Below are 25957 nucleotides of genomic sequence, written 5' to 3'. Positions count from 1 at the left end.
GAGATATTTATGGACACTACACAGACCGGCACCATTGCCTCTGCGGCTTCTGGCTCTACCAGTACCTGGCGTAAAACCGACACCATGTGGATGTTGGGCCTGTACGGCACCGCGATCGGCGCAGGCGTTTTGTTCCTGCCAATCAACGCCGGTATCGGTGGTTTGATTCCCCTGATCATCATGGCCATCATTGCTTTCCCGATGACCTTCTTCGCCCACCGTGGCCTGTGCCGTTTCGTGCTCTCCGGTAAAAACGCCGGTGAAGACATCACCGAAGTGGTTGAAGAGCACTTTGGTATCGGCGCCGGTAAGCTGATCACCCTGCTCTACTTCTTCGCCATCTACCCAATCCTGCTGGTTTACAGCGTGGCGATCACCAACACCGTCGACAGCTTCATTACTCACCAATTGGGCATGACGTCGCCACCGCGCGCCATTCTGTCGCTGATCCTGATAGTGGGCCTGATGACCATCGTACGTTTCGGTGAGCAAGCTATCGTGAAGACCATGAGCATCCTGGTGTTCCCGTTTGTAGGCGTGCTGATGCTGCTGGCCCTGTACCTGATCCCTAACTGGACCACTGCCATCTTCGACAACGTTTCCCTGTCTGGCGCCGGCACCGGTATGGGCCACGGCCTGATCATCACCCTGTGGCTGGCGATCCCGGTCATGGTGTTCTCCTTCAACCATTCGCCGATCATCTCCGCCTTTGCGGTAGCCAAACGTGAAGAGTACGGCCAGGAAGAAGCCGAGAAGAAATGTTCTCGCATTCTGGGCTTTGCTCACATCATGATGGTGTTGACCGTTATGTTCTTCGTGTTCAGCTGCGTGCTGAGCCTGTCACCGGAAAACCTGGCGGAAGCCAAGGCGCAGAACATCTCCATTCTGTCCTACCTGGCCAACCACTTTAACAACCCGATGATCGCCTACATCGCACCGGTTATCGCCTTTATCGCCATCACCAAATCGTTCCTGGGCCACTACCTGGGCGCACGTGAAGGCTTTAACGGTCTGATCGCCAAATCGATGAAGAGCCGCGGTAAAACCATCAGCACCAACAAGCTGAACCGCATCACCGCCATCTTCATGCTGGTGACCACCTGGATTGTTGCGACCCTGAACCCAAGCATCCTCGGCATGATCGAGAACCTGGGTGGTCCAATCATCGCCATGCTGCTGTTCCTGATGCCGATGTACGCTATCCGTAAAGTGCCTGCCATGCGCAAGTACAGCGGCCACATCAGCAACGTGTTCGTGGTAGTGATGGGCCTGATCGCCATCTCCGCAATCCTGTACAGCTTCTAATCCAGCCCGGCCGGCGCCCTGTGCGCCGGCTTCTCTGCACGGCCCCCTTTCCTGCATTAACGCCTAACACCTGAAGAAGGAGGCGAGACCATGGTCAGCGTTTTCGATATTTTTAAAATTGGTATTGGTCCATCCAGCTCCCACACCGTCGGTCCGATGAAAGCCGGCAAGCTGTTCACCGATGAGTTGATCGCCAGCCAGCAGTTGATGGATACCACCCGCGTCGTGGTGGACGTCTACGGTTCACTGTCTCTGACCGGCAAAGGGCACCACACGGATATCGCTATCATCATGGGCCTGGCGGGTAACCTGCCACACGACGTGGATATCGACAGTATCGCCGGTTTTATCCGCGACGTTGAGCAACGCGGTCGCCTGCTGATGGCCAAGGGTCATCACGAAGTGGATTTTCCGCTGCAAACCAGCATGAACTTCCACAGCAATAATCTGCCGCTGCATGAAAACGGCATGCGTATCAGCGCCTTCGCCGACGAACGTCTGCTGCACAGCAAAACCTATTACTCTACCGGCGGCGGTTTTATCGTCGACGAAGAACACTTCGGCCTGTCGGAGGCGAATCCGGTTCAGGTGCCCTTCCCGTTCAGCTCGGCGCGTGATTTGCAGCAGCACTGCAAGGACGCCGGTCTTTCGCTGTCCGGTCTGGTGATGCAAAACGAGCTGGCGTTGCACAGCAAGGCCGAGATCGACGCGCACTTCGCCGAGGTCTGGCAAGTGATGCGCGCCGGTATTGAACGTGGCATGAACACCGAAGGCCTGCTGCCAGGCCCAATGAAGGTTCAGCGCCGCGCCGCAGCTCTGCGCCGTATTCTGGTGACCGGCGACAAGAACAACATCGATCCGATGAACGTGGTTGATTGGATCAATATGTTCGCCTTCGCCGTGAATGAAGAAAACGCCGCCGGTGGCCGCGTGGTGACCGCCCCGACCAACGGTGCCTGCGGCATCATCCCGGCGGTGCTGGCCTATTACGACCAGTTTATTCGCCCGGTGAACCCTAACTCCTATAGCCGTTACTTCCTGACCTCCGGCGTCATTGGCGCACTGTATAAGATGAACGCCTCTATTTCGGGTGCCGAAGTGGGCTGTCAGGGAGAAGTGGGCGTCGCCTGCTCCATGGCGGCGGCCGGCCTGGCAGAATTGATGGGCGGCAGCCCGGCTCAGGTTTGCATCGCGGCGGAGATCGCCATGGAGCACCACCTCGGGCTGACCTGCGATCCCTTGGCGGGCCAGGTTCAGGTGCCCTGTATCGAACGTAACGCGATTTCCGCGGTGAAAGCGGTCAATGCCGCACGTATGGCGCTGCGCCGCACCAGCGAGCCGCGGGTGTGCCTGGATAAGGTGATTGAAACCATGTATGAGACGGGCAAGGACATGAACGCCAAATACCGCGAGACGTCGCAGGGCGGTCTGGCGATCAAGGTCGTCGCCTGTAACTGATAAAAAAATGAGGGCGCAATCTTTGCGCCCTCTTCATTACGCTTACTGCCAGCGGAGTTAACCGAACACGCTGCCGAACCACTGGGTCAGTTTCATCATCACCATGTCCCAGATGCGGCTGAAGAAGTTCCCTTCTTTCACCTCTTGCATCGCCACCAGCGGATATTGCTCGATGGTTTTGCCGTCAAGCTGGAAATCTATGGTGCCAACCACCTGATTTTTTGCCAATGGCGCTTCCAGCGTCGGCTGGTTCAGCTTGTAACTGGCCTTCAGATTTTTCATCTGCCCTTTCGGGATAGTGACCGCCGCGTCTTTCGCTACGCCCAACGGCACCTCGCCAACGTCGCCAAACCACACTTTCTGGGTAACAAACGGCTTGTCGGTTTTGATAGGGGTGGCGGTTTCGTAGAAGCGGAAGCCCCAGGTCAGCAGCTTTTCACTTTCGCTAAAGCGGATGCGATCGCTCGGAGCACCAAGCACCACCGAGATCAAACGCATCGGGCCGTCGGTGGCAGAGGCCACCAGGTTATGACCGGCGCCGCCGGTGTAACCGGTTTTAATGCCGTCAACGTTCAGGTTGGAGCTCCACAACAGACGGTTGCGGTTAACCTGACGGATCTTGTTGAAGGTGAACTCTTTTTCTTTATGCAGCGCATATTCATCCGGCACATCGCGGATCAGCGCCTGACTCAGCAGCGCCATATCACGCGCGGTGCTGTACTGCCCTTCCGCATCCAGCCCGTGCACCGTCAGGAAATGGGTGTTCTGCAAACCCAGCGATTTGGCGTAGTTGTTCATCAGGCCGACAAACGAATCCTGGCTGCCCGCGACGTAATCGGCCAGCGCGATGCTGGCGTCGTTACCCGACTGAATGACGATGCCTTTGTTCAGTTCCATCACCGGCACCTGGTCGCCCGGTTTGATAAACATCAGAGAGGACCCGCGCAGCGCCGGGTTACCGGTGGCCCAGGCGTCTTTACCTACGGTGACCATGTCTTCCGGCTTGATCTTGCCGGCCTTGATCGCCTGGCCAATCACGTAGCTGGACATGATTTTGGTCAGGCTGGCGGGATCGAGCCGGGTATCGGCATTGCCCTCCGTCAGAATTTTGCCGCTGTTGTAATCCATCAGCACAAAAGCCTTGGCATCAACCTGCGGAGCAGCCGGGGCTTCCGCCGCCTGTACGACAGGCGCAGCCAACAACAGGATGCTGACGCTAAAGGTTAATTTTTTCAGGGTAGTGGAAAAGTTTTTTTTCATCATGACGTCGCCAGAGTGTCCATTCAAATTATTGAAATAGCGTTAACTTTCAAACATATTCACGTTTTCAGCCAACCAGCGAGAGTGGCCCGGTACGCGCCTGCCAACCGCAAACTCCCTGCGGCCCCATGACGGGTTGAGCGGCGCACCGAAAATGCCCTTGCTGTGAGTTTATTAGATTCATCTTATTTTTGCAGGGTTTAGCGTGAATTTTCAGCATTTTTACATAACTGTACGCTGTTACGCGCAAATTGGATGAAAAGCCGACGGTGCGTCGCTTTTTTAAACGGCTCACGGCTACACGGCTGAACATCTGCACCGCTGAACATCCACACCTCCATACGTCCAAATTGAATTAATATATTCCAAAAAGGCATATTGAGTGGTTATTTGTTCTTTTTAATGGGCTTATTGACAGCGCTATCATCCAGATAACGGCCTTTAAACCGAATTATTCTGGAGATCCTCATGGCAATACCGCATTCCGTCATCGATATGATCGGCAACACCCCGATGCTGGAACTGACTCAGTTCGATACCGGCCCCTGCCGCCTGTTCGTCAAGCTTGAGAATCAAAACCCCGGCGGCTCCATCAAAGACCGCGTGGCGCTGTCGATGATCGAGCAGGCGGAACGCGACGGCAGCCTGCAGCCCGGCGGCACCATCATTGAAGCCACCGCCGGCAACACCGGCCTGGGCCTGGCGCTGGTGGCGGCTTTGAAGGGTTATAAGCTGTTGCTGGTGGTACCGGACAAGATGAGCCGCGAGAAGATTTTCCATCTGCGCGCCCTGGGGGTAGAAGTGGTGCTGACCCGCTCCGACGTGGGCAAGGGGCACCCGGCTTACTATCAGGATTACGCCAAACGTCTGGCCGACGAAATCACCGGGGCGTTTTATATCGATCAGTTTAACAACCCGGCCAACCCGGCGGCCCATACCCGCACCACCGCGCCAGAACTGTGGCAGCAGATGGAGCATCAGATCGATGCCATCGTGGTCGGCATCGGTTCCGGTGGCACGCTCGGCGGCCTGAGCCACTATTTTGCCGAAGTCTCGCCGCAAACCGAGTTCGTGTTGGCGGATCCGGCCGGTTCGATCCTGGCTGACTATCTTGATAACGGCCAGATCGGCGAGGCCGGCAGTTGGCTGGTGGAAGGGATCGGCGAAGATTTCATTCCGCCGCTGAGCGACTTTAACCAGGTACGCAATGCCTACCGTATCGGCGATGCCGAAGCCTTCACCACCGCGCGCGATCTGCTGCGCAAAGAAGGCGTGTTGGCAGGTTCGTCTACCGGCACCCTGTTGGCGGCAGCGCTGCGCTATTGCCAGGCGCAGACAGAGCCGAAACGCGTGGTCACCTTCGTCTGCGACAGCGGCAACAAATACCTGTCTAAAATGTATAACGACCACTGGATGCTGGAACAAGGCCTGCTGAGCAAGCCGCAGCATCAGGATTTACGCGATTTGATCGCCTACCGTCATGACGAGGGGGCCGCCGTTTCGGTCACGCCGGAAGACACGCTGGCTATCGTTCATGCCCGTATGCGGCTGTATGACATCTCGCAGCTGCCGGTGCTGGAAGGCGATCGGGTCGTCGGCCTGATCGACGAGTGGGATCTGCTCAACGCCGTGCAGGCGGACGCCAGCCACTTCAGTCTGCCGGCCGCCCGCGCCATGACCCATTCGGTCAATACGCTGCAAAAAGAAGCCAGCTATCAGGATTTACTTGCCACCTTCAATCACGGCCACGTAGCGGTGGTCCTCGACGGTGAGCGTTTCCTCGGTTTGATTACCCGCACAGACGTGCTTAACGCCTGGCGCCAAAAATTACGTTAATAAGGAATGATTGTATGGCCAAGTTTGATACGTTGACCGTTCATGCCGGTTACACGCCGGATGCCACCGGTGCGGTAATGCCGGCCATTTATGCCACCTCCACCTACGCCCAACCGGCGCCGGGAGAGCATACCGGGTATGAATATTCACGCAGCGCCAACCCAACGCGCACCGCATTGGAGAGCGCCATCGCCGAACTGGAAGGCGGCAGCCGCGGCTACGCCTTTGCCTCTGGCCTGGCGGCCTGTTCAACCGTGCTGGAGTTGCTTGATCAGGGCAGCCATCTGGTGGCGGTCGACGATCTGTACGGCGGCACCTATCGCCTGCTGGAGAAGGTACGCAGCCGCACTGCCGGCCTGCGCGTCACCTATGTTTCACCGGCGGACCTGGCCGCACTGGAACAGGCGATTGAACCCGACACCAAAATGATCTGGGTGGAAACGCCGACCAACCCGCTGCTGAAGTTGGCGGATCTGAGCGCCATCGCTACCATCGCTAAAAAACACGGTTTAATCAGCGTCGCGGACAACACCTTTGCCTCGCCTTATATCCAGCGTCCACTGGATCTCGGCTTTGATGTGGTAGTGCATTCTGCCACCAAATACCTCAACGGCCACTCCGACGTTGTCGCCGGGGTTGCTGCGGTGGGAAATAACCCAGAGCTGGCCGAACAGCTTGGGTTCCTGCAAAACGCGGTGGGTGGCATTCTCGATCCGTTCAGCAGCTTCCTGACACTGCGCGGCATCCGCACGTTAGCGCTGCGCATGGAACGTCACAGCAATAGCGCCTTGCGTATTGCCCAGTGGCTGGAAGGCCAACCTCAGGTAGAAGAGGTCTACTACCCTGGCCTGCCGAGCCATCCGCAGCACGCGCTGGCGACAAAGCAGATGAGCAGCTTCGGCGGCATGATTTCAGTTCGGTTGAAAGGCGACGACGCCTATGCGCGCCGGGTAATCAAACGTTCACAGCTGTTTACCCTGGCCGAAAGTCTGGGTGGCGTGGAAAGCCTGATCAGCCAGCCGTTCAGCATGACTCATGCTTCTATCCCGCTGGAACAGCGGCTGAAAACCGGCATCACACCGCAATTGCTGCGCCTGTCGGTAGGGATTGAGGATGCGGAAGATTTGATCGCCGATCTGCAGCAGGCACTGGCAGAGTAATTCAAAACAATCGGGTCGAACATGTTCGACCCGATTCACCCCGTTGGGCGCCATATGCGACGCCGCTGCCCTTAAGCAACGACATCCTGGTAATAACGCTGCGCCACGTCCGGATGGGAACGGATGCGTCCTTTCAGGTAGTTAAAGCCCACATCGCGTAACAGCGGATTGTGCGGATCGCTGGCCGGCCCTTGCGCCTCTGCCGCCAGAGGCTCCGGAAGCTGATACAAGGGTACCACCGCGTCCAGTCGCGCGCCCAGAAAGAAAGCAATCGACAACCTGTCGCTCCCTGCCGGTGGCGTCTCCACACGGTGCACGGTGGCGCGCAAATAGCCATTGGTCGCCAACTCCAGCAATTCGCCAATGTTGACCACAAAGGTATCCTCAAGCGGTTCGGCGTCAACCCAGCGCCCCTCGTCGACTTCAACCTGCAGTCCTTTTTGCCGATCCTGCAGCAGAAAGCTGAGAAAACCGGAGTCTTTATGGGCGCCCACCCCTTGCCCGCTGGCGGTCGCTTCACGCCCTGGATAGCGGATCAGTTTGATATGTTCATTGGGTTTGTCGCCGTAGAGCGAATCAAACGCTTGTTCCGGCAGTGAAAGCGACAGGGCAAAAGCGCGCAACAGCCGCAGCGACATAGCGGTCATCGCCTGTTGCCATTGCAATAGCAGCGGTTTCAACTCGGGCAATGCCTCCGGCCATTGATTCGGCCCTTGCAAACGCGCCCAGCGTGGAGTGTCTTCAGCCAGCTGCAGCGCCGCCCGCTCTGCACCGATATCAAACTGTTCGCGCCAGTCCGGCTGGCCGCGGGTCAGTTCTGCCGCCGCACGGTTATAGCCGCGAAAATGCGGCGAATGCACCATCTGCACAGCCAGTTTGTCGGCTTCCGGCAGGGCGAAAAACTGCCTCGCCAGCCGTTGCAGCTGCGCATTCAGGTCACTATCAACGCCGTGGCCGCGCAAATAAAAAAAGCCGACGTCACGCGCCGCAATACGCAAACCGTCAAGAAACGCCTGCCGCTGCCCGGCGTCGCCATCAAGCTGCGAAAGATCCAGCAGCGGCAGCCTCTTCAGCGTCAGTGGTGGTGTCATCATCCTGTTCCTCTTCATCCCCAACAAAAATCGGGCCGGTATAAAGGCGAATTATCAGCATCTTCAACTCCTGGATGGCCAGCGTATTGCCCCTATAGTTACCACCCGGATAAAGACCCGAGCCAATATTGTTGCGTTCTAAGTTATGCAAACCTTCAACAAAGTGTCGCAAAACTGTCATCAATGTTACTTATGCTCTGCGCAATTTCGTCGTCGCCACTGGCTGGCGACTAACGCTATCCGCTATTCTATAAACAGCCCATTCCCCCTCCCTGCCTGCCGGAGAAATACTGATGGATTTAGCCTTGTTCGACCTGGACGAAACCCTGATTGATGAAGACAGCGCCAGCCTATGGATGCGTTGGTTGGTTACTGAAGGGTTTGCACCGGCGGAACTGGAACAGCAGGAACAACAACTGATGCAGCACTATTATCAGGGCAAGCTGTCCATGGAGGACTATATGCAGGCCACGTTGGCACCGCTGGCCGGCCTGAGTACCGAGACGGTGGCCGGCTGGGTGCAGCGTTATATTCGCCGCGATATTCTGCCGCGAGTCTACCCTGCCGCCCGTGAACGGCTGCTGTGGCACCGCGAGCGCGGCGACTGCATTCTGGTCATTTCCGCCACGGGCGAGCACCTGGTGGCGCCGATTGCCGCCCAGCTTGGCGCCGACGGCGCGCTGGCCATCGGCGTCGAAGTGCAAGACGGCCGCTTCACCGGCAACACCTACGGCACCATGACCTACCAACAGGGCAAGGTTGTCCGCCTGAAAAAATGGTTGGCTGAACATCCGGAACTGAGCTTCGAGCACAGCCACGGCTACAGCGACTCCCTCAACGACAAAGCGATGCTGGAATATGTCGATAGCGCCACGGTGATCAACCCCGACAGCGAGCTCAACGCGCTGGCGCTGGAGCACGGTTGGGAGATCTGCCGCTGGGAGCGCTGAATGTGTCGCCCACGTCGGCAAAAAATGCCTTCCAGTGTGACAAGCGCTGAATTGTGGAGTAGGAATAATTAGTTAGGTTGATTAACCCACGTAAAAGAGGCGTTCTATGCTGACCATTTGGGGTCGTGAAAATTCGAACAACGTCAGGAAAGTGCTGTGGTGCGCCGCAGAATTGGAGCTGAGTTACAGCCATATCAACGCCGGAGGCGCATTCGGCAAGGTGAACGATGAGCTCTACCGTTCATTGAACCCGAATGGCCTGGTGCCGCTGCTGCAAGACGATGACTTTGTGCTGTGGGAGTCCAACACCATAGTGCGCTATCTGGCCGCGAAGTTTGGCGCTGAACCTTTCTATCCGCAGGATCTGCAGGCACGCGCCAGTGCCGAAAAATGGATGGACTGGACCACCGCCACCATTGTCAGTCACTTTAGCGTGGTGTTCTGGGGGATGGTACGCACCAAACCGGAACTGCGCGATATGGCGAAGATCGAAGCGGCAATCGCCACATTGGAAAAGCATTTCGACATTGTGGAAGACACCCTGGGTCGTCAGCCTTACCTTTCCGGTGAAGACTTCGGCATCGGCGATATCCCACTGGGCAGTTTCGCCTACGCCTGGTTCTCCATGCCGATCAAGCGCCAGCCGCGTCCAAACATGGAGCGCTGGTATAAGCAACTAAGCGAACGCCCGGCCTATCAGCGCGGCGTGATGAGCGAATTAACCTGAGTTTCCTGCGCCCCGCATCCGCTGGGGCGCCATTTTCACCTAGAGCCCCACCCGCAGCAGCTTGCCGTTGCTTGCATCGGTTAACAGATAAAGGTAGCCGTCAGGCCCGACCCGCACTTCACGAATGCGTTCTCCACGATCCTCCAGCAGCCTTTCTTCAGAGACCACTTTGTCCCCCTGCAGCGTCAGGCGGATCAGCGCTTCCTGAGCCAGTGCGCCAATAAACAGCGAATGCTTCCAGGCAGGAAAACGAGGCGAATCATAGAATGCCATGCCGCTGATACCCGGTGACACCGGCCAATAATGCAGGGGCTGTTCGGTACCGGCGACCTTCTGTCCTTTCGCCTCCGGGATCGCCAGCCCGGAGTAATTGATGCCATAGGTGGCTATCGGCCAGCCGTAGTTTTTCCCTGCCTGCGGAATATTGACCTCGTCGCCACCGCGCGGACCGTGTTCGTTCTCCCACATCACCCCGCTCCACGGATTCAACGCCAGCCCCTGAGGATTGCGGTGGCCGTAGGACCAAATTTCCGGCCGCTTGCCGGCCTGGCCGACAAAAGGATTATCCGGCGGCACCGCGCCGTCGGCGGTTAAGCGCACCATTTTACCCTGTAACTTGTCCAGATCCTGTGCCGTCGGCCGCTGATTATTCTCCCCCAGCGCGATAAACAAATTCCCCTGACGAGCAAACGCCAGCTTGCCCCCAAAATGATTGCCGACCGACAGCTTGGGTTGCTGGCGGAAGATCACCTTGAAATTCTCCAGGCGTCGGTTGTCGGTACTGAGCTGCCCATAGCCTACCGCCGTCCCGGCCTTGCCGTCATCGCCCGCTTCGGCGAAGCTGAGATAAACGCGCCGGCTGGTGGAAAAATCTGGCGCCAGCAACACCTCCAGCAAACCGCCCTGGCCTTCGGCGTACACCTGCGGCACACCGGCTATGGGCGCCGAAAGCCTCTGGCCCGTCTGCCACAGCCGTAAACGCCCCGGCCGTTCGGTGATTAACATTCCCTGTTCGCCGGGCAAAAATGCCAGCGACCACGGGTGTTCCAGCTTGTCCTGCAATTGCATTACCGTCGGCGCGGCGTGCAGCAAGCCGCTGAACAACAGCAAAGCGGCCATCATAGTCAATCGGTGCATAGCGTCCTCCTGGACAAAAAACAACCTACTCAGTGTAGCCCAGCAGGCTGATTTTGACGTTTGTTTTAAATTTCAACGTGTTGCCTTTTGAGCAGACTGTGCTTAAGTTAAGGGTTCACCAAGGAGGAAAGATGAACATCACCGTAACCGAGACGCTCAATGAAGACACCCTCGACGCTATCCGTCAGGGGCTGCGAGCCCATAACAGCCCCTATGTGGATCCCAGCCAGCGTAAACCACTTGGCGTTTACGCCCGGGACACCGCCGGCCAGGTGGTCGCCGGCCTGACCGGCGAGACCTGGGGCAACTGGCTGAGCGTCGAATGGCTGTGGGTAGCGGATTCGCAACGCGGCAGCGGCCTGGGCCGCAAAGTATTGCTGGCGGCGGAACAGGAGGCGAAAGCGCGCGGTTGCCGCTATGTTCGTTTGGATACCTTTAGTTTTCAGGCGCGGCCGTTCTACGAAAAACTGGGTTATCAGCTGCAGATGACGCTGCAGAATTACCCAGTGGAACATGAATGTTACTTTCTTACCAAAACCCTTATTGAATAGCAGGTGACCTGATGGAAACCGCAACCATGGTTGTGAATTGCGTGGCATACAAGGCCGGTGAACGGCTGGGCGAAGTGACCATTGATGATATCAGCGAGGTGGTCAAACAGCCGGATACCTTCGTCTGGCTCGGGCTGTGGCAGCCGGAAGACGCCTTTATGCGCAAAGTGCAGGAGGAGTTCGGGCTGCACGATCTGGCGATTGAGGATGCGTTGTGTGCCCACCAGCGGCCGAAACTTGAAGCCTACGGTGACTCGCTGTTTATCGTGGTCAAAACCGCGCAATGGGGCAATGACGAAATTGAGTACGGCGAAACGCACTTCTTCGTGGGTAAAAACTTCCTGATCACGGTACGCCACGGCGAATCGCCGAGCTACGCCCCGATCCGCGCCAAGGCCGAAGAGAACCGCAAGCAAATGTGCCGCGGCCCGGGTTTTGCCTTGTATTCGGTATTGGATTTTGTGGTGGATAACTACCGTACCGTGGTGGCGAAGTTCGAATCGACCATCGAAGGTATCGAAGCCAATATGTTCAAATCAGAGTTTGATCAGGCCGCCATCGAGAACGTCTATACCCTGCGGCGGCACCTGCTGGCGCTGCGCAATGCCGCGATGCCGATGGACGAAATCTGCAATCAGCTGATCCGCCTGCATGAGGAAGTGATCCCGAAAGAGCTGCGCGCTTACGTACGCGATGTTCAGGACCATGCGCATCAGGTGGTCAGCAATATCGACGATATGCGCGAAATGCTGACCAACGCGATGCACGTCAATTTGGCGCTGGTCACCGTAAAACAGAATGAAGTGGTGAAACGCCTGGCCGGTTGGGGGGCGATCCTGGCGATCCCTACGGTGATATTCAGCCTGTATGGCATGAACTTCGCCGATATGCCGGAGCTGAAGTTCCCCTGGGCCTACCACACCACGCTGGGGATCACCGTCGTCGGCTGCTTCTTCCTTTACCAGAAACTGAAGCGATCCGGCTGGCTGTAAACGATAATGGGGCTGCGCATGGCAGCCCCGGGTGACCGGCTACTCGGGTTGCACCTGCGGCTGCGGGCTTGGCCGGGTCAATAAGCTGCCCAGCACGAAGGCCGCGCCGCCCGCCAGCAAGCCGCCGTAGATTGGGCTGTTGGCTTCAATACCCTGATAATACATCAGCCCCAAAACGCTCAGGCTGCCAGTCAGCATGCTGGCGATCGCGCCGGTGCTGGTGGCCCGTTGCCAGAATATCGCGCCCATCAGCGGGATCAGCATGCCACCCACCAGCAGGTTATAAGCCAGTGTCAGCGCCGCCATCACGTCCCGCACCACAAACGCCAACCCCAGCATAATGCAACCCATGATCAGCGTGGTAAATCGCCCGGCTGCCAGCCCGCCCGAGGGGCGCTTGCGAATCGCCGGCAATACGTCTTCCAGCGCGATGGTCGATGACGCCAACAGGCAGGCGCTGGCGGTAGACATCAGCGCAGCCAATGCGGCGGCGGCCACCAACCCGCTGACGCCCGGGGGCAGCACAGCCTGCGCAATGGCGGCAAAAGCCCCGTCGGTATTAGCCAGTTGCGGCAGCACCAGCTTGCCGGCCATGCCGATCAACGCGCCGGCCACGCCATACAGCACGCAATACACCCCGGCGCCTAACCCGGCATAGCGAGCAATGGTGCTGCTGCGGGCGGTAAATACCCGCTGCCAGATATCCTGCCCAATCAAAATGCCGAAGAAGTAGATCAGGAAGAACACCGCGATAGTGTCCAGCCCGATGGATGATAGCCGGTAGTAGCTTTCCGGCAGTTGGCTGCTGAACGCTTCCCAGCCCCCGGCTTTGACGATGCTCATCGGCATCAGTACCAGCATCATGCCGACGGTCATGATGATAAACTGGATAATGTCGGTCAGCGTCAGTGACCACATGCCACCCAACGTTGAATACAGCACCACCAAACCGCCACCGAGCAAAATTGAAACGGTAAACGACAAGTCAAACATCACCTGCATCACGCTGCCGATGGCAATGATCGACGTCACCGCCACCATCAGATCGTAGGCCAACATAATGGCGCCGCTGGTGACCCTGGCCGCCGGGTGATAACGTCGCGACAGCACCTGGCTGACGGTGTAGAGCTTTAGCTTAAGCAACGGCTTTGCCAACACCAGGCTCAGCACCACAATGCCCGCCCCCAACGCACCGCAAAGCCACACGCCAGAGATGCCGTAGGTATAACCCAGTTTGACGCTGCCGATGGTTGATGCCCCGCCCAGCACCACCGCAGATAAGGTACCCAGATACAAACAGGGCCCCAGATTACGCCCGGCAACCAGGTAATCCTCTTTGGTCGTCGCCCGGCGCACGCCTAACCAGCCCACCGCTCCTATCACCAAAAAGTAAAACACCACTACCAGCAGATCGAGATTCATGAGTCACTCCGCATGCTTATTATTGTTATTGGATCCAGGCGCAACGGCTCCGCCGGTCAGGTATGACGGTGCCTTATCGCCCAGGCAACACGCACAGCATTTCAAACAGCAGGTTGGCCGCCAGCAACGCGGTATTACCGGAACGATCGTAAGGCGGTGAAACCTCTACCACATCGGCGCCGATCAGATTCAGCCCCCGGCATCCTCGGACAATTTCCAGGCCCTGCCACACCGACAGCCCGCCAACTTCCGGCGTGCCGGTACCCGGAGCAAACGCCGGATCCAGACCATCGATATCGAAGCTGAGATAAACTGGCGCATTGCCCATCTGCTCGCGCACTTCAGCCATCAGCGGCGCTAAAGAGCGATGCCAGCACTCTTCCGCCTGCACGACGCGGAATCCCTGCCGGCGCGACCAGTCAAAATCAGCGGCTGCATAGCCGCTGCCCCGCAGCCCAATCTGCACAACCCGTTGCGGTGCCAACAGCCCCTCTTCAAAAGCGCGACGGAAAGTGGTGCCGTGCGCCAGTTGCTCGCCAAACATCTCCTCATTGGTGTCTGAATGCGCATCCACGTGAATTAAACCGACCGGGCCATAACGGCCGGCGGCGGCACGCAGGATCGGCAACGTCAGCGTGTGATCGCCTCCCAGCGTCAGCGGGATGCAGCCATGGGCCAGAATGTCGCTATAGGCCAGTTCGATGCGTCTAACGCTGTCCGCCAGACTGTAGGGATTGATGGCGACATCCCCCAGATCGGCAACCTGCAACCGTTCGAAAGGGGCAGCGCCGGTGCCCATGTTGTACGGACGGATCATCACCGACTCCTGACGGATCTGCCGTGGCCCATAGCGCGTGCCGCTGCGGTTTGAAGTGCCAATATCAAGAGGAATGCCAACGAAGGCCGCATCCAGACCGCGCGCATTTTCGGCAACGGGCAGGCGCATCATGGTAGGGATACCGGCAAACCGCGGCATGTCGTTGCCACTTTGGGGTTGATTGAGCATGTATTTTCCTCGTTCGGGCATGATTTAATTTCAACATTTAGATAACAAATACAGGCTACCCCGATGCCCGACAGAGCTACCATTCCATCTTTGTGATGTAAGCATTGAAAACACCGATGTTTGGTAACGCATTGAACCGTTGGTTTTATTTGTAATCTGTGACATAAAAAGAGTGATTTTGGCCCATCAGGCTGACGCCATGGATGTTACCAATCGGTTAACAAGGGAAGTTTTGCGGAGGAAAAGATGCTCACTAATCTAAGCGACATCGATCTGCGGCTGCTGCGGGTATTCGTCGCCGTCGCGGAGGCCCATGGCGTCAGCGCCGCCCAGGAGCCGCTGTTGATGAATCAGTCGACCATCAGCACCCATCTTGCGACGCTGGAGACCCGGCTGGGGTTTCGTCTGTGCCAGCGAGGACGCTCCGGCTTTATGCTCACGCCCAAAGGGGAGCGCATATTGATCGCCTGCCGTACCCTGTTTAACGCCGCACGCGACTTCACCCGGGTCAGCCAGTCGCTGAACGGTCTGCTGACCGGCGATCTGCAAATCGGGTTGGTGGATAATCTGGTGTCGCTGCCGGGCAACACCTTTAGCCGTGCTATCAAACAGTTTCAACGTCGCCATCAGGACGTGGAGTTGCAGTGCCGAATTTGCGCCCCCGGTGAAATAGAACAGGGGCTGCTGAATCAGCAGCTCGATTTGGGCATCGGTTATTTTGGCCAGCAGTTGGTAGCATTGCAGTATCAACCCTGGATAAGCGAAACCCAGGCGGTCTACTGCAGCAGCGATCACCCGCTGTTTACCGCAGAGCAACCGAGCCGCGAACAAATTGAAAATGCCCGTTGGGTCAAGCGCGGTTATCTGTTGGCGCAGCAACTCTGCCCGTTGGCGCCGTTAAACCTCGCTGCCGTCGCCCACCATATGGAAGGAGTCGCCCATCTGGTGCTCAGCGGCGAATATCTCGGTTATCTGCCAACCCATTACGCCGCACGCTGGGTAGAACAGGGGGCACTGAGGCAGTTAGGCGGGCTGGCGCTCTCCTACCAGGCACCGCTGAGCCTGGTGACCCGGCCCGGGGCGCCAAAGGAAGCCTTGCTGGCGCTGATAGAGGATTTGAGCGGATTGGCGCGAGAGCCACAGACAAAAAACCCCGCAGGCGCGGGGTCAGACAGAGCAATTAATTGACCGGCATACGCGCCGGATCGGGGTACTGATATTCGAACCCCAGCTCATTGCAGATACGGCTACCGTCCACCAGACGCCCTCCCTGCTCTGCCTCAACGGCGAACTGCGGCGGTGCCAGATGCAGCTGTTCGGCCAGCGCCGGGTAAAATTCACGCTTGGTGGGATGGGCCGGGGCGCAAAGGTTATAAACGTGACCGCCTTTCGGCAGCTTCAGCAACAGTTGAATCGCGGCGATCACATCATCCTGATGCACCAGATTCACCCCTTGCGAACCGCCCTTCACATCGACTTTGCCGGCCAGGAAACGGCCGGGGTGGCGATCCCCCCCCACCAGTCCCGCCAACCGCAAGATATCCACCGACGTGTTCGGCAGTTCATGGAGCCAACGCTCCAGTTCCACCAGCACCCGCCCCGAAGGCGAAACCGGCTGCAGTGGCGAATCCTCGCGGACCGTACCGGTAGTTTCACCGTATACCGAGGTCGAACTGGTAAACAGGATCCGCGGTACGCCGAAAGCCATCGCGCTGTCCACCAGCATGCGTACCGCATTGAAATAGTTCTCGCTGCCTTCAACGGTGCGGCGCGCGGGCAGCGTCACCACCAGCGCATCGACGCGCAGCAAAGACTCCAGATCTTCCGGTTCGCAAATCAGCTCCGGCGTCATTTCCAACTGATAACATTCAATACCGCTCATCCGTGCGGCTTCAACGCCATCCGGCGTCGTTTTACTGCCAACGACGTCAAACCCACGGCTCATCAGCGACAGGGCCAACGGCATGCCCAGCCAGCCCAATCCAATAATGGCTACCTTTTTCATCATCTTCCTCTCTTGAAGATCGCTGCGCTTTGCCCATTAAGGCTACGCCACTGCGTGAAGTGATACAATCCACCCAGTTTAAGCTTAGGTAAAGTCGCGTCCAGCTAATAACTCAACCTGTTTCAATAAATTAAATTTATGACCGTAAAAAAGGGTTGCGTGACAGACGGCGGATAGTTTAGGTTAATTAGCAATTGAGTTTGTAGCGACTTTATACAGAGAAAACACCATGACACGCATTCAGTTCAGCCACCATCATCACCATCATCCTGACTAGTCTTTCAGGCGATGTGTGCTGGAAGACGGTTTTTTAATCTTCCAGTGGCGCGCAGAATGCGAGAGAGAGCCCTCGGAAGATTTCTTCCGAGGGTTTTTTTTTGGCTCCGGACAGACAGAAACAATAATTTTTAAAATAAATTCATAAAATTACAGATTAAACAGAGGTTACCATGCTGGACAAAACACGTTTACGGATAGCAATGCAGAAATCGGGCCGCCTGAGTGATGAATCCCAGGAGCTGCTGGCGCGCTGCGGCATTAAAATCAACCTGCAACAGCAGCGCCTGATTGCATTCGCGGAGAATATGCCGATTGATATCCTGCGCGTCCGTGATGACGATATCCCAGGCCTGGTGATGGACGGCGTGGTCGACCTGGGCATTATCGGTGAGAACGTGCTGGAAGAAGAGCTGCTCACCCGCCGCGCTCAGGGCGAAGATCCCCGTTACTTCACCCTGCGCCGCCTGGACTTCGGCGGTTGCCGCCTGTCGCTGGCTACCTCGCTCGACACGGAGTACACCGGCCCGCAAAGCCTGCAAGACGCCCGCATCGCCACCTCTTATCCGCACCTGCTGAAGCAATACCTTGATAAACAAGGCGTGCGCTTCAAATCCTGCCTGCTGAACGGTTCGGTGGAAGTGGCACCGCGTGCCGGTCTGGCCGACGCCATCTGTGACCTGGTCTCCACCGGTGCCACGCTGGAAGCCAACGGCCTGCGCGAAGTGGAAGTGATTTACCGCTCAAAAGCCTGCCTGATCCAACGTGACGGCGAAATGCCGGAAGCCAAACAGCAATTGATCGACCGCCTGATGACCCGTATTCAGGGCGTGATCCAGGCACGTGAATCCAAGTACATCATGCTGCACGCGCCGAGCGAGCGCCTGGACGAAATCGTTGCGCTGCTGCCGGGCGCGGAACGCCCAACCATTCTGCCACTGGCCGGCGCGCAAAACCGCGTGGCAATGCACATGGTCAGCAGTGAAACCCTGTTCTGGGAAACCATGGAAAAACTGAAAGCGCTCGGTGCCAGTTCGATTCTGGTGTTGCCAATTGAGAAGATGATGGAGTAACGCCATGTCGACTTTCAATACTCCGGTCAATTGGGCAGGCTGCAGCGCCGAGCAGCGCGCGGCACTGTTGATGCGCCCGGCGATCTCCGCCTCGGACAGCATCACCCGCACGGTGAGCGAGATCCTCGACAACGTGAAGGCCAACGGTGATCAGGCGCTGCGCGATTACAGCGCCAAATTTGATAAAACCGAAGTTGGCGCGCTGCGCGTCACTGCCGACCAGATCGCCGCCGCCAGCGCTCGTCTGGGTGATGAGATCAAACAGGCCATGGCCGTGGCCGTAGCCAATGTGGAAACCTTCCACAATGCGCAACAGCTGCCGCCGGTGGATGTGGAAACCCAGCCGGGCGTGCGTTGCCAACAGATCACCCGCCCGATCGACTCGGTCGGACTGTATATTCCCGGAGGCTCCGCGCCGCTGTTTTCTACCGTGCTGATGCTGGCGACGCCGGCGCGTATCGCCGGTTGCCGCCGCGTGGTGCTGTGTTCGCCGCCGCCGATTGCCGATGAAATTCTCTATGCCGCGCAGCTGTGCGGGGTAAAGGAAGTGTTTCAGGTCGGGGGCGCGCAGGCCATTGCCGCTATGGCGTTCGGCACCGATTCCGTGCCGCGCGTGGCGAAGATCTTCGGGCCGGGCAATGCCTTTGTCACCGAAGCCAAGCGCCAAATCAGCCAACGGCTGGACGGTGCAGCGATCGATATGCCGGCAGGCCCTTCAGAGGTATTGGTGATTGCCGATGCCGGTGCGACACCGGCGTTTGTTGCTTCTGATTTGTTGTCGCAGGCGGAGCACGGCCCTGACTCGCAGGTGATCCTGCTGACGCCGGACGCCGTTATGGCACAGGCGGTCGCCGAAGCGGTAGAGCAGCAACTGGCGCAGTTGCCTCGAGCCGAAACCGCTCGTCAGGCACTGGCCAGCAGCCGGCTGATCGTCGCCAAAGACTTGGCCGAATGCGTGACTATCAGCAATCAGTATGGTCCGGAACACCTGATCATTCAGACCCGTGATGCCCGCGCCCTGGTCGACAGCATCACCAGCGCCGGTTCGGTGTTTCTCGGTGACTGGTCGCCAGAGTCCGCCGGTGACTATGCGTCCGGCACCAACCACGTATTGCCGACCTACGGTTATACCGCTACCTGTTCCAGCCTGGGCATGGCGGATTTCCAAAAACGCATGACGGTGCAGGAACTGACGCCGCAAGGCTTTATGAACCTGGCTGCCACCATTGAAACCCTGGCCGCCGCCGAGCAGTTGATTGCCCACAAAAACGCCGTCACCCTGCGCGTTGCCGTACTGAAGGAGCAAGCATGAGCATTGAAGACCTGGCGCGCGCCAACGTTCGCGAGCTGACCCCTTATCAATCGGCTCGCCGTCTGGGGGGCAATGGCGATGTGTGGCTGAACGCCAACGAATACCCGATCGCTCCGGAATTCCAACTGACCGCTCAAACCTTTAACCGCTATCCGGAGTGCCAGCCGGCGCGGGTAATCGAGCGCTACGCCGATTACGCCGGGGTTAAAAAGGAACAGGTGCTGGTCAGCCGTGGGGCGGACGAAGGCATCGAGCTGCTGATCCGCGCCTTCTGCGAGCCGGGCAAAGACGCCATTCTGTTCTGTCCGCCGACTTACGGCATGTACGCCGTCAGCGCTGAAACCTTTGGCGTGGAGCGTCGCACCGTGACGGCAAAACGGGACTGGCAGTTGGATCTGCCGGCCATTGCCGACAGCCTGGATAACGTGAAACTGATCTACGTCTGCAGCCCAAACAACCCAACCGGCAACCTGATCGACCCCAACGATCTGCGCGCCCTGCTGGAAATGGCCAAAGGCAAGGCGATCGTCGCGGTTGACGAGGCCTATATCGAATTCTGCCCGCAGGCCAGCGTGGCCGCCTGGTTGAGCGATTATCCACACCTGGCAGTCCTGCGCACCCTGTCAAAAGCCTTCGCGCTGGCCGGCCTGCGTTGTGGCTTTACTCTGGGTAACGAAGACTTGATCGCCCTGCTGCTGAAGGTGATAGCCCCTTATCCGCTCTCTACCCCGGTCGCCGATATCGCGGCTCAGGCGCTCAGCACCGAGGGGATCCGCGTGATGCGTCAGCGCGTTACCGAGATTGCCGCCAACCGCAGTTGGCTGCAGCAGGCGCTGCAAAATTGCGCCTGCGTTGAGCAGGTTTTCGCCAGCGACAGCAATTACCTGCTGGCTCGTTTCACTGCTTCCAGTAATGTGTTTAAAACCTTATGGGATCAGGGCATTATCTTACGAGACCAAAACAAACAACCTGGGTTGTCCGGCTGCCTGCGCATCACCATCGGCACCCGTGACGAATGTCAGCGCGTGGTTGACGCGCTGTCTGCCCTGCCCGGTGCAACCGAGACTCGCCAGGAGCCAATGTGAGCCAGAAATTCCTCTTTATTGACCGTGACGGCACGCTGATTGCTGAACCCCCGGAAGACTTCCAGGTTGATCGCCTGGACAAGCTGGCGCTGGAGCCGGACGTCATCCCTTGCCTGCTTGAATTGCAGCAGGCAGGTTACCAACTGGTGATGATCACCAATCAGGATGGCCTGGGCACCGCCAGTTTCCCGCAGGAAACCTTCGATCCGCCGCATGACCTGATGATGCAGATCCTCAGCTCACAGGGGATCCACTTTGAAGATATCCTGATCTGCCCGCACCTGCCGGCGGACAACTGCGACTGCCGCAAACCCAAGACCGCACTGGTCAAAGGCTATCTGGAGCCCGGCGTGATGGATACCGCTCACAGCTACGTGATCGGCGATCGTCCCACCGACGTTCAACTGGCAGAGAACATGGGCATTCAGGGGTTACGCTATCAACGCGATACCCTGGGCTGGAAAGAAATCACCCGCCAACTGACCCAGCGCGATCGCCATGCGCAGGTTAACCGCGCCACCAAAGAAACCCAAATTGACGTTAACGTCTGGCTGGATCGCGAAGGCGGCAGCAAGATCAAAACCGGCGTGGGTTTCTTCGATCACATGCTGGATCAGATCGCCACCCACGGCGGCTTCCGCATGGACATCAACGTGAAGGGCGATCTCTATATCGACGATCACCACACGGTAGAAGACACCGGCCTGGCGCTGGGCGAAGCCCTGAACAAGGCGCTGGGCGACAAACGCGGCATCGCGCGCTTCGGCTTTGTGCTGCCAATGGACGAGTGCCTGGCTCGCTGCGCGCTGGATATCTCCGGCCGTCCGCACCTGGAATACAAGGCGGAGTTCAACTATCAGCGCGTCGGCGATCTGAGCACCGAAATGGTCGAGCACTTCTTCCGCTCGCTGTCTTACACCATGGGTTGCACGCTTCACCTGAAAACCAAGGGCAAAAACGACCATCACCGCGTCGAAAGCCTGTTCAAGGTATTTGGTCGCACGCTGCGCCAGGCGATCCGCGTTGAGGGCAACACCCTCCCGAGCTCGAAAGGAGTGTTGTGATGAACGTGGTGATTTTGGACACCGGCTGCGCCAACCTCTCTTCCGTCACCTACGCGGTGCAGCGATTGGGTTACCAGCCTGAGGTGAGCCGTGACCCGGAGATCGTGTTACGCGCCGATAAGCTTTTCCTGCCGGGCGTCGGCACAGCACAGGCGGCCATGGATCAGTTGAAGCAACGCGAGTTGATCGATTTGATCAAAGCCTGTACTCAGCCGGTGCTGGGCATTTGTCTCGGCATGCAGTTGCTGGCAAAAAGCAGCGAAGAGAATGGCGGTATCGACACGCTGGGCATTATCGAGACGCCGGTCACCCAGATGACCGACTTCGGTCTGCCGCTGCCGCACATGGGCTGGAACCAGGTGTCGGCACAGGCCGGCCACCATCTGTTCCGCGGCATTGAAGACGGTGCCTACTTCTACTTCGTTCACAGCTATGCGATGCCGATATGCCCAAGCACCATCGCCCAGGCGAACTACGGCGAGCCCTTCACCGCCGCCGTGCAAAAAGACAACTTCTTCGGCGTGCAGTTTCATCCAGAACGTTCTGGAGCAGCCGGGGCGCAACTGTTGAAAAACTTTCTGGAGATGTAGGCAGCATGATTATTCCAGCTTTGGATTTGATCGACGGCAACGTGGTGCGTTTGCATCAGGGTGATTACGGCCAACAGCGCGACTACGGTAACGATCCGCGCTCACGCCTGCAGGACTATCAACAACAGGGTGCACAGGTATTGCATCTGGTCGATCTGACCGGGGCCAAAGATCCTGCTGCACGCCAGATCCCGCTGCTGCGCCAACTGCTCGCCGGGGTTAACGTGCCGGTACAGGTTGGCGGCGGCATTCGCAATGAGCAGGACGTTTCGGCACTGCTGGAAGCCGGTGCGACCCGCGTGGTCATCGGCTCCACCGCAGTGAAACAACCGCAGTTGGTGCAAGGCTGGTTTGAGCGCTATGGCGCAGAGGCCATGGTATTGGCGCTGGACGTGCGTATCGACGCCGACGGCATCAAGCGCGTGGCGATCAGCGGCTGGCAAGAAAATTCAGACGCCACTTTGGAACAGGTGGTGGAGCAGTTCCTGCCCTACGGCCTCAAGCACGTGCTGTGCACCGATATTTCCCGCGATGGCACGCTGGCTGGCTCCAACGTAGCGCTGTACCAGGAAATCAGCCAACGCTATCCGCAGATTGACTTCCAGGCATCCGGCGGCATCGGCAACCTGGACGATATCGCCCAACTGCGTGGCAGTGGCGTTAAAGGTGTGATTGTGGGGCGTGCCCTGTTGGAAGGTAAGTTTAGCGTTGAGGAGGCAATCGCATGCTGGCAAAACGGATAATCCCGTGCCTGGATGTCAAAGACGGGCAAGTAGTGAAAGGCGTGCAGTTCCGCAACCATGAGATCATCGGTGACATCGTGCCGCTGGCGCAGCGTTATGCGCAGGAAGGCGCGGACGAACTGGTGTTCTATGATATCACCGCCTCAAGCGATGGCCGGGTGGTGGACAAAAGCTGGGTGTCGCGGGTGGCGGAGGTGATTGATATCCCCTTCTGCGTCGCCGGCGGGATCAAAAGCCCGGAAGACGCCAGCCAGATCCTCTCTTTCGGCGCCGACAAGATTTCCATCAACTCTCCGGCGCTGGCCGACCCTGATCTGATCAGCCGTCTGGCCGATCGCTTTGGCGTGCAGTGCATCGTGGTGGGTATCGATACCTGGTTCGAAGCCTCAACCGGCAAGTATCACGTTAACCAATACACCGGCGACGAAAGCCGCACCCGCGTCACCCAATGGGAAACGTTGGATTGGGTTAAGGAAGTGCAAAAACGCGGTGCCGGCGAGATTGTGTTGAACATGATGAACCAGGATGGCGTACGCAACGGTTACGATTTGGAACAGCTGCGAAAGGTTCGTGAGGTGTGCAAAGTGCCCTTGATCGCCTCCGGCGGCGCGGGCACCATGGAACATTTTCTGGAAGCATTCCGCGATGCGGACGTTGACGGCGCCCTGGCCGCGTCGGTGTTCCACAAGCAAATCATCAATATCGGCGAACTGAAAAAGTTCCTTGCCACCCAAGGTGTGGAGATCCGCCTGTGTTAACAGAACAACAAAGAAACCAGCTCGACTGGGAAAAAACTGACCACCTGCTGCCGGCGATTGTCCAGCATGCCGTCTCCGGTGAAGTGCTGATGCTCGGCTACATGAACCAGGAAGCGCTGACCGCTACCGAGCAAAGCGGCAAGGTCACCTTCTTCTCCCGTACCAAGCAGCGCCTGTGGACCAAGGGCGAAAGCTCTGGCCACTTCCTTAACGTGGTCAGCATCACCCCAGACTGCGATAACGATACGCTGTTGATTTTAGCCAACCCTATCGGCCCGACCTGCCATCTGGGTAATACCAGTTGCTTCCACCCGGCCGCCAGCGACTGGGGTTTTCTGTATCAGTTGGAGCAACTGCTGGCGGAACGCAAAAATGCCAGCCCCGACAGCTCTTACACCGCCAGCCTGTACGCTAGCGGCACCAAGCGCATCGCACAGAAAGTCGGTGAAGAAGGCGTGGAAACCGCATTGGCCGCGACGGTGAACGATCGCGAAGAGCTGACCAACGAAGCCTCCGATCTGATTTATCACCTGCTGGTGCTGCTGCAGGATCAGGATCTGGATTTGAGTAAGGTGATTGGTCGGCTGCGCGAACGTCATCAAAAGTAAGCCTGTTTTGCAGGCAATAAAAAAGCCGCCGGGCGTTAACCTCGGCGGCTTTTTTTATGCTTCAAACGTTGGGATTATTCCATCCATTCGGTATGGAACACGCCTTCTTTATCGATACGTTTGTAGGTGTGAGCACCGAAGTAGTCACGCTGCGCCTGGATCAGGTTGGCAGGCAGAACCGCTGAGCGGTAGCTGTCGTAGTAAGAGATAGCCGCAGAGAAGGTCGGCGTAGGGATGCCGTTTTGCACCGCGTAGGACACCACGTCACGCAGCGCCTGCTGATATTCGTCAGCAATCTGCTTGAAGTAAGGAGCCAGCAACAGGTTAGCGATATCCGCGTCCTGCGCATAAGCGTCGGTGATTTTCTGCAGGAACTGTGCACGGATGATGCAGCCGGCGCGGAAGATCTTGGCAATGTCGCCGTAGTGCAGATCCCAGTTGTTTTCTTTGGAAGCCGCTTTCAACTGAGAGAAGCCCTGCGCATAAGAAACGATTTTGCCCAGGTACAACGCGCGGCGCACTTTCTCGACGAATTCGGCTTTGTCACCGCTGACTGGCGTCACTTTAGGACCGGTCAACACTTTAGATGCGGCAACGCGCTGGTCTTTCAGTGAGGACAGGTAACGCGCAAACACCGATTCGGTGATCAATGACAGCGGTTCGCCCAGATCCAGAGAGCTCTGGCTGGTCCATTTGCCGGTGCCTTTGTTGGCAGCTTCGTCCAGGATCACATCAACCAGGTATTTACCTTCTTCATCTTTCTTGGTGAAGATATCTTTGGTGATGTCGATCAGGTAGCTGTTCAGTTCGCCTTTGTTCCACTCGGCAAAGGTGTCAGCCAGCTCTTCATTGCTCAGGTTCAGCGCCTGCTTCAACAGGGAATAGGCTTCTGCGATCAGCTGCATGTCACCGTATTCGATGCCGTTGTGCACCATCTTCACATAGTGACCGGCGCCATCAGCACCGATGTAGGTCACGCAAGGCTCGCCTTCAGCTACCGCAGCGATTTTCTCCAGGATTGGCGCCACCAGCTCGTAAGCTTCTTTCTGGCCGCCAGGCATGATTGAAGGCCCTTTCAGCGCGCCCTCTTCACCACCGGAAACACCGGTACCGATGAAGTTGAAGCCTTGATCAGACAGTTCGCGGTTACGACGGATGGTGTCCTGATAGTAGGTGTTGCCACCGTCGATCAGAATGTCACCTTTATCCAGGTGCGGAGTCAGGGAAGCAATGGTCTTGTCAGTCGCTTCACCCGCTTTCACCATCAGCAAGATGCGGCGTGGTTTTTCCAGCGATTCAACGAACTCTTCGACGGTGTAGTGCGGCACCAGGTTTTTACCTGGATTCTCGGCAATAACTTCATCAGTTTTATCGCCTGAACGGTTAAAGATCGAAACGGTGTAACCACGGCTTTCGATGTTCAGTGCCAGATTGCGGCCCATTACCGCCATGCCGACAACGCCGATTTGTTGCTTGGACATTGAAGAACTCCTGTCTGAGGATGACCCTGTTAACAACTGTGGCCAACAGGTTTTGTGATGTGGCACA

At 57.7% G+C, this 25957-nt stretch carries 26 protein-coding genes and 1 other annotated feature; of the genes, 18 read left to right on the top strand and 8 right to left on the bottom strand.

Going from position 1 to position 25957, the window contains the following annotated elements; genetic code table 11:
* Positions 1-9: 9 nt before the first annotated feature.
* Complete coding sequence (locus LQ945_RS21575; RefSeq protein WP_262240078.1) at positions 10-1305, top strand: HAAAP family serine/threonine permease; 1296 nt, start codon at positions 10-12, stop codon at positions 1303-1305.
* A gap of 90 nt (positions 1306-1395) precedes the next feature.
* Positions 1396-2763 carry an L-serine ammonia-lyase gene (locus LQ945_RS21570; RefSeq protein ID WP_262240079.1) on the top strand — a complete coding sequence of 456 codons (1368 nt, stop codon included), beginning with the start codon at positions 1396-1398 and terminating at the stop codon, positions 2761-2763.
* 57 nt (positions 2764-2820) lie between these two features.
* On the opposite strand, the gene LQ945_RS21565 is transcribed toward LQ945_RS21570, so the two are convergent.
* Positions 2821-4026 (bottom strand): serine hydrolase, encoded by a 1206-nt coding sequence (locus tag LQ945_RS21565; RefSeq protein WP_044549426.1) that lies wholly within the window; start codon positions 4024-4026, stop codon positions 2821-2823.
* Between the two features lie 465 nt (positions 4027-4491).
* On the opposite strand from LQ945_RS21565, the gene LQ945_RS21560 reads away from it, so the two are divergent.
* Both LQ945_RS21560 and LQ945_RS21555 read left to right on the top strand, forming a co-directional pair.
* Positions 4492-5859: a cystathionine beta-synthase gene (locus LQ945_RS21560; RefSeq protein ID WP_270101704.1), complete on the top strand. Its 1368-nt coding sequence runs from the start codon at positions 4492-4494 to the stop codon at positions 5857-5859.
* Between the two features lie 14 nt (positions 5860-5873).
* Positions 5874-7019, top strand: coding sequence for a trans-sulfuration enzyme family protein (locus LQ945_RS21555; protein ID WP_044549424.1), 1146 nt, complete (start codon positions 5874-5876; stop codon positions 7017-7019).
* A gap of 71 nt (positions 7020-7090) precedes the next feature.
* On the opposite strand, the gene LQ945_RS21550 is transcribed toward LQ945_RS21555, so the two are convergent.
* Both LQ945_RS21550 and LQ945_RS21545 read right to left on the bottom strand, forming a co-directional pair.
* On the bottom strand, positions 7091-8110 hold the full coding sequence (locus LQ945_RS21550) for an isopenicillin N synthase family dioxygenase (protein ID WP_044549422.1): 1020 nt from the start codon (positions 8108-8110) through the stop codon (positions 7091-7093).
* Positions 8055-8291 carry a hypothetical protein gene (locus tag LQ945_RS21545; protein ID WP_270101703.1) on the bottom strand — a complete coding sequence of 79 codons (237 nt, stop codon included), beginning with the start codon at positions 8289-8291 and terminating at the stop codon, positions 8055-8057. Before LQ945_RS21545 ends, LQ945_RS21550 begins: the two co-directional genes overlap by 56 nt.
* A 112-nt stretch (positions 8292-8403) precedes the next feature.
* Between LQ945_RS21545 and LQ945_RS21540 the strand changes: the two genes are divergently transcribed.
* Together LQ945_RS21540 and LQ945_RS21535 are read left to right on the top strand one after the other, a co-directional pair.
* Complete coding sequence (locus LQ945_RS21540; protein ID WP_262242686.1) at positions 8404-9060, top strand: HAD family hydrolase; 657 nt, start codon at positions 8404-8406, stop codon at positions 9058-9060.
* 106 nt (positions 9061-9166) lie between these two features.
* A complete protein-coding gene (locus tag LQ945_RS21535; RefSeq protein ID WP_044549418.1) occupies positions 9167-9787 on the top strand; it encodes a glutathione S-transferase family protein in 621 nt (206 codons plus the stop codon).
* A gap of 39 nt (positions 9788-9826) precedes the next feature.
* Here the strand turns inward: LQ945_RS21535 and LQ945_RS21530 are convergent, their stop codons facing one another.
* Entirely contained in the window at positions 9827-10924 is a 1098-nt protein-coding gene (locus tag LQ945_RS21530) for a PQQ-dependent sugar dehydrogenase (protein WP_270101702.1), read from the bottom strand.
* Between the two features lie 131 nt (positions 10925-11055).
* Between LQ945_RS21530 and LQ945_RS21525 the strand changes: the two genes are divergently transcribed.
* Both LQ945_RS21525 and corA read left to right on the top strand, forming a co-directional pair.
* The gene (locus LQ945_RS21525) at positions 11056-11475 is read left to right on the top strand and encodes a GNAT family N-acetyltransferase (protein ID WP_270101701.1); all 420 of its coding nucleotides are present in this window, start codon (positions 11056-11058) and stop codon (positions 11473-11475) included.
* Positions 11476-11486: 11 nt separating this feature from the next.
* Positions 11487-12467, top strand: coding sequence for a magnesium/cobalt transporter CorA (corA, locus tag LQ945_RS21520; protein ID WP_262242682.1), 981 nt, complete (start codon positions 11487-11489; stop codon positions 12465-12467).
* A 39-nt stretch (positions 12468-12506) separates the two neighbouring features.
* Here corA and LQ945_RS21515 read toward each other — a convergent pair whose 3' ends face one another.
* Together LQ945_RS21515 and speB are read right to left on the bottom strand one after the other, a co-directional pair.
* Positions 12507-13889: a sodium:solute symporter gene (locus tag LQ945_RS21515; protein WP_270101700.1), complete on the bottom strand. Its 1383-nt coding sequence runs from the start codon at positions 13887-13889 to the stop codon at positions 12507-12509.
* Positions 13890-13962: 73 nt separating this feature from the next.
* The gene (speB, locus tag LQ945_RS21510; protein ID WP_044549407.1) at positions 13963-14895 is read right to left on the bottom strand and encodes an agmatinase; all 933 of its coding nucleotides are present in this window, start codon (positions 14893-14895) and stop codon (positions 13963-13965) included.
* A gap of 246 nt (positions 14896-15141) precedes the next feature.
* Between speB and LQ945_RS21505 the strand changes: the two genes are divergently transcribed.
* Positions 15142-16083: a LysR family transcriptional regulator gene (locus tag LQ945_RS21505; protein WP_270101699.1), complete on the top strand. Its 942-nt coding sequence runs from the start codon at positions 15142-15144 to the stop codon at positions 16081-16083.
* On the opposite strand, the gene LQ945_RS21500 is transcribed toward LQ945_RS21505, so the two are convergent.
* Complete coding sequence (locus LQ945_RS21500; RefSeq protein WP_044549404.1) at positions 16076-16900, bottom strand: SDR family oxidoreductase; 825 nt, start codon at positions 16898-16900, stop codon at positions 16076-16078. The genes LQ945_RS21505 and LQ945_RS21500 overlap by 8 nt on opposite strands.
* A gap of 229 nt (positions 16901-17129) precedes the next feature.
* Here LQ945_RS21500 and hisL point away from each other — a divergent pair, with 229 nt between their 5' ends.
* From hisL to hisIE, 9 genes are all read left to right on the top strand, one after another.
* The gene (gene hisL, locus LQ945_RS21495) at positions 17130-17177 is read left to right on the top strand and encodes a his operon leader peptide (RefSeq protein ID WP_101495319.1); all 48 of its coding nucleotides are present in this window, start codon (positions 17130-17132) and stop codon (positions 17175-17177) included.
* Positions 17153-17279: a sequence feature (His leader region), on the top strand. Its footprint overlaps the gene before it by 25 nt.
* Before the next feature lie 70 nt (positions 17280-17349).
* The gene (gene hisG, locus LQ945_RS21490; RefSeq protein ID WP_041414374.1) at positions 17350-18249 is read left to right on the top strand and encodes an ATP phosphoribosyltransferase; all 900 of its coding nucleotides are present in this window, start codon (positions 17350-17352) and stop codon (positions 18247-18249) included.
* A gap of 4 nt (positions 18250-18253) precedes the next feature.
* A complete protein-coding gene (hisD, locus tag LQ945_RS21485; protein ID WP_270101698.1) occupies positions 18254-19561 on the top strand; it encodes a histidinol dehydrogenase in 1308 nt (435 codons plus the stop codon).
* Positions 19558-20646 (top strand): histidinol-phosphate transaminase, encoded by a 1089-nt coding sequence (hisC, locus tag LQ945_RS21480; RefSeq protein WP_270101697.1) that lies wholly within the window; start codon positions 19558-19560, stop codon positions 20644-20646. The genes hisD and hisC overlap by 4 nt, the downstream gene beginning before the upstream one ends.
* Positions 20643-21710, top strand: a complete 1068-nt coding sequence (gene hisB, locus LQ945_RS21475) for a bifunctional histidinol-phosphatase/imidazoleglycerol-phosphate dehydratase HisB (protein WP_044549401.1) — start codon at positions 20643-20645, stop codon at positions 21708-21710. Before hisC ends, hisB begins: the two co-directional genes overlap by 4 nt.
* Positions 21710-22300 (top strand): imidazole glycerol phosphate synthase subunit HisH, encoded by a 591-nt coding sequence (gene hisH, locus LQ945_RS21470; RefSeq protein ID WP_044549398.1) that lies wholly within the window; start codon positions 21710-21712, stop codon positions 22298-22300. Before hisB ends, hisH begins: the two co-directional genes overlap by 1 nt.
* Before the next feature lie 5 nt (positions 22301-22305).
* Positions 22306-23043 (top strand): 1-(5-phosphoribosyl)-5-[(5-phosphoribosylamino)methylideneamino]imidazole-4-carboxamide isomerase, encoded by a 738-nt coding sequence (hisA, locus tag LQ945_RS21465; RefSeq protein WP_270101696.1) that lies wholly within the window; start codon positions 22306-22308, stop codon positions 23041-23043.
* Complete coding sequence (gene hisF / locus LQ945_RS21460; RefSeq protein WP_044549393.1) at positions 23025-23801, top strand: imidazole glycerol phosphate synthase subunit HisF; 777 nt, start codon at positions 23025-23027, stop codon at positions 23799-23801. Before hisA ends, hisF begins: the two co-directional genes overlap by 19 nt.
* Positions 23795-24409 (top strand): bifunctional phosphoribosyl-AMP cyclohydrolase/phosphoribosyl-ATP diphosphatase HisIE, encoded by a 615-nt coding sequence (gene hisIE / locus LQ945_RS21455; protein ID WP_269933986.1) that lies wholly within the window; start codon positions 23795-23797, stop codon positions 24407-24409. The genes hisF and hisIE overlap by 7 nt, the downstream gene beginning before the upstream one ends.
* Positions 24410-24483: 74 nt before the next feature.
* On the opposite strand, the gene gndA is transcribed toward hisIE, so the two are convergent.
* Positions 24484-25890, bottom strand: coding sequence for an NADP-dependent phosphogluconate dehydrogenase (gndA, locus tag LQ945_RS21450; protein ID WP_020826040.1), 1407 nt, complete (start codon positions 25888-25890; stop codon positions 24484-24486).
* Positions 25891-25957 lie beyond the last annotated feature (67 nt).

Source organism: Serratia liquefaciens (assembly GCF_027594825.1).
Classification (GTDB): Bacteria; Pseudomonadota; Gammaproteobacteria; order Enterobacterales; family Enterobacteriaceae; genus Serratia; species Serratia liquefaciens_A.
This window is presented reverse-complemented; position numbering and strand designations above follow the sequence as displayed.

What these genes read in the sequence shown, in the direction of transcription:
- LQ945_RS21575 (WP_262240078.1), top strand. Translation starts at nt 10, where the DNA reads ATGGACACTACACAGACCGGCACCATTGCCTCTGCGGCTTCTGGCTCT.
- LQ945_RS21570 (WP_262240079.1), top strand. Translation starts at nt 1,396, where the DNA reads ATGGTCAGCGTTTTCGATATTTTTAAAATTGGTATTGGTCCATCCAGC.
- LQ945_RS21565 (WP_044549426.1), bottom strand. Translation starts at nt 4,026, where the DNA reads ATGATGAAAAAAAACTTTTCCACTACCCTGAAAAAATTAACCTTTAGC.
- LQ945_RS21560 (WP_270101704.1), top strand. Translation starts at nt 4,492, where the DNA reads ATGGCAATACCGCATTCCGTCATCGATATGATCGGCAACACCCCGATG.
- LQ945_RS21555 (WP_044549424.1), top strand. Translation starts at nt 5,874, where the DNA reads ATGGCCAAGTTTGATACGTTGACCGTTCATGCCGGTTACACGCCGGAT.
- LQ945_RS21550 (WP_044549422.1), bottom strand. Translation starts at nt 8,110, where the DNA reads ATGACACCACCACTGACGCTGAAGAGGCTGCCGCTGCTGGATCTTTCG.
- LQ945_RS21545 (WP_270101703.1), bottom strand. Translation starts at nt 8,291, where the DNA reads ATGACAGTTTTGCGACACTTTGTTGAAGGTTTGCATAACTTAGAACGC.
- LQ945_RS21540 (WP_262242686.1), top strand. Translation starts at nt 8,404, where the DNA reads ATGGATTTAGCCTTGTTCGACCTGGACGAAACCCTGATTGATGAAGAC.
- LQ945_RS21535 (WP_044549418.1), top strand. Translation starts at nt 9,167, where the DNA reads ATGCTGACCATTTGGGGTCGTGAAAATTCGAACAACGTCAGGAAAGTG.
- LQ945_RS21530 (WP_270101702.1), bottom strand. Translation starts at nt 10,924, where the DNA reads ATGCACCGATTGACTATGATGGCCGCTTTGCTGTTGTTCAGCGGCTTG.
- LQ945_RS21525 (WP_270101701.1), top strand. Translation starts at nt 11,056, where the DNA reads ATGAACATCACCGTAACCGAGACGCTCAATGAAGACACCCTCGACGCT.
- corA (WP_262242682.1), top strand. Translation starts at nt 11,487, where the DNA reads ATGGAAACCGCAACCATGGTTGTGAATTGCGTGGCATACAAGGCCGGT.
- LQ945_RS21515 (WP_270101700.1), bottom strand. Translation starts at nt 13,889, where the DNA reads ATGAATCTCGATCTGCTGGTAGTGGTGTTTTACTTTTTGGTGATAGGA.
- speB (WP_044549407.1), bottom strand. Translation starts at nt 14,895, where the DNA reads ATGCTCAATCAACCCCAAAGTGGCAACGACATGCCGCGGTTTGCCGGT.
- LQ945_RS21505 (WP_270101699.1), top strand. Translation starts at nt 15,142, where the DNA reads ATGCTCACTAATCTAAGCGACATCGATCTGCGGCTGCTGCGGGTATTC.
- LQ945_RS21500 (WP_044549404.1), bottom strand. Translation starts at nt 16,900, where the DNA reads ATGAAAAAGGTAGCCATTATTGGATTGGGCTGGCTGGGCATGCCGTTG.
- hisG (WP_041414374.1), top strand. Translation starts at nt 17,350, where the DNA reads ATGCTGGACAAAACACGTTTACGGATAGCAATGCAGAAATCGGGCCGC.
- hisD (WP_270101698.1), top strand. Translation starts at nt 18,254, where the DNA reads ATGTCGACTTTCAATACTCCGGTCAATTGGGCAGGCTGCAGCGCCGAG.
- hisC (WP_270101697.1), top strand. Translation starts at nt 19,558, where the DNA reads ATGAGCATTGAAGACCTGGCGCGCGCCAACGTTCGCGAGCTGACCCCT.
- hisH (WP_044549398.1), top strand. Translation starts at nt 21,710, where the DNA reads ATGAACGTGGTGATTTTGGACACCGGCTGCGCCAACCTCTCTTCCGTC.
- hisA (WP_270101696.1), top strand. Translation starts at nt 22,306, where the DNA reads ATGATTATTCCAGCTTTGGATTTGATCGACGGCAACGTGGTGCGTTTG.
- hisF (WP_044549393.1), top strand. Translation starts at nt 23,025, where the DNA reads ATGCTGGCAAAACGGATAATCCCGTGCCTGGATGTCAAAGACGGGCAA.
- gndA (WP_020826040.1), bottom strand. Translation starts at nt 25,890, where the DNA reads ATGTCCAAGCAACAAATCGGCGTTGTCGGCATGGCGGTAATGGGCCGC.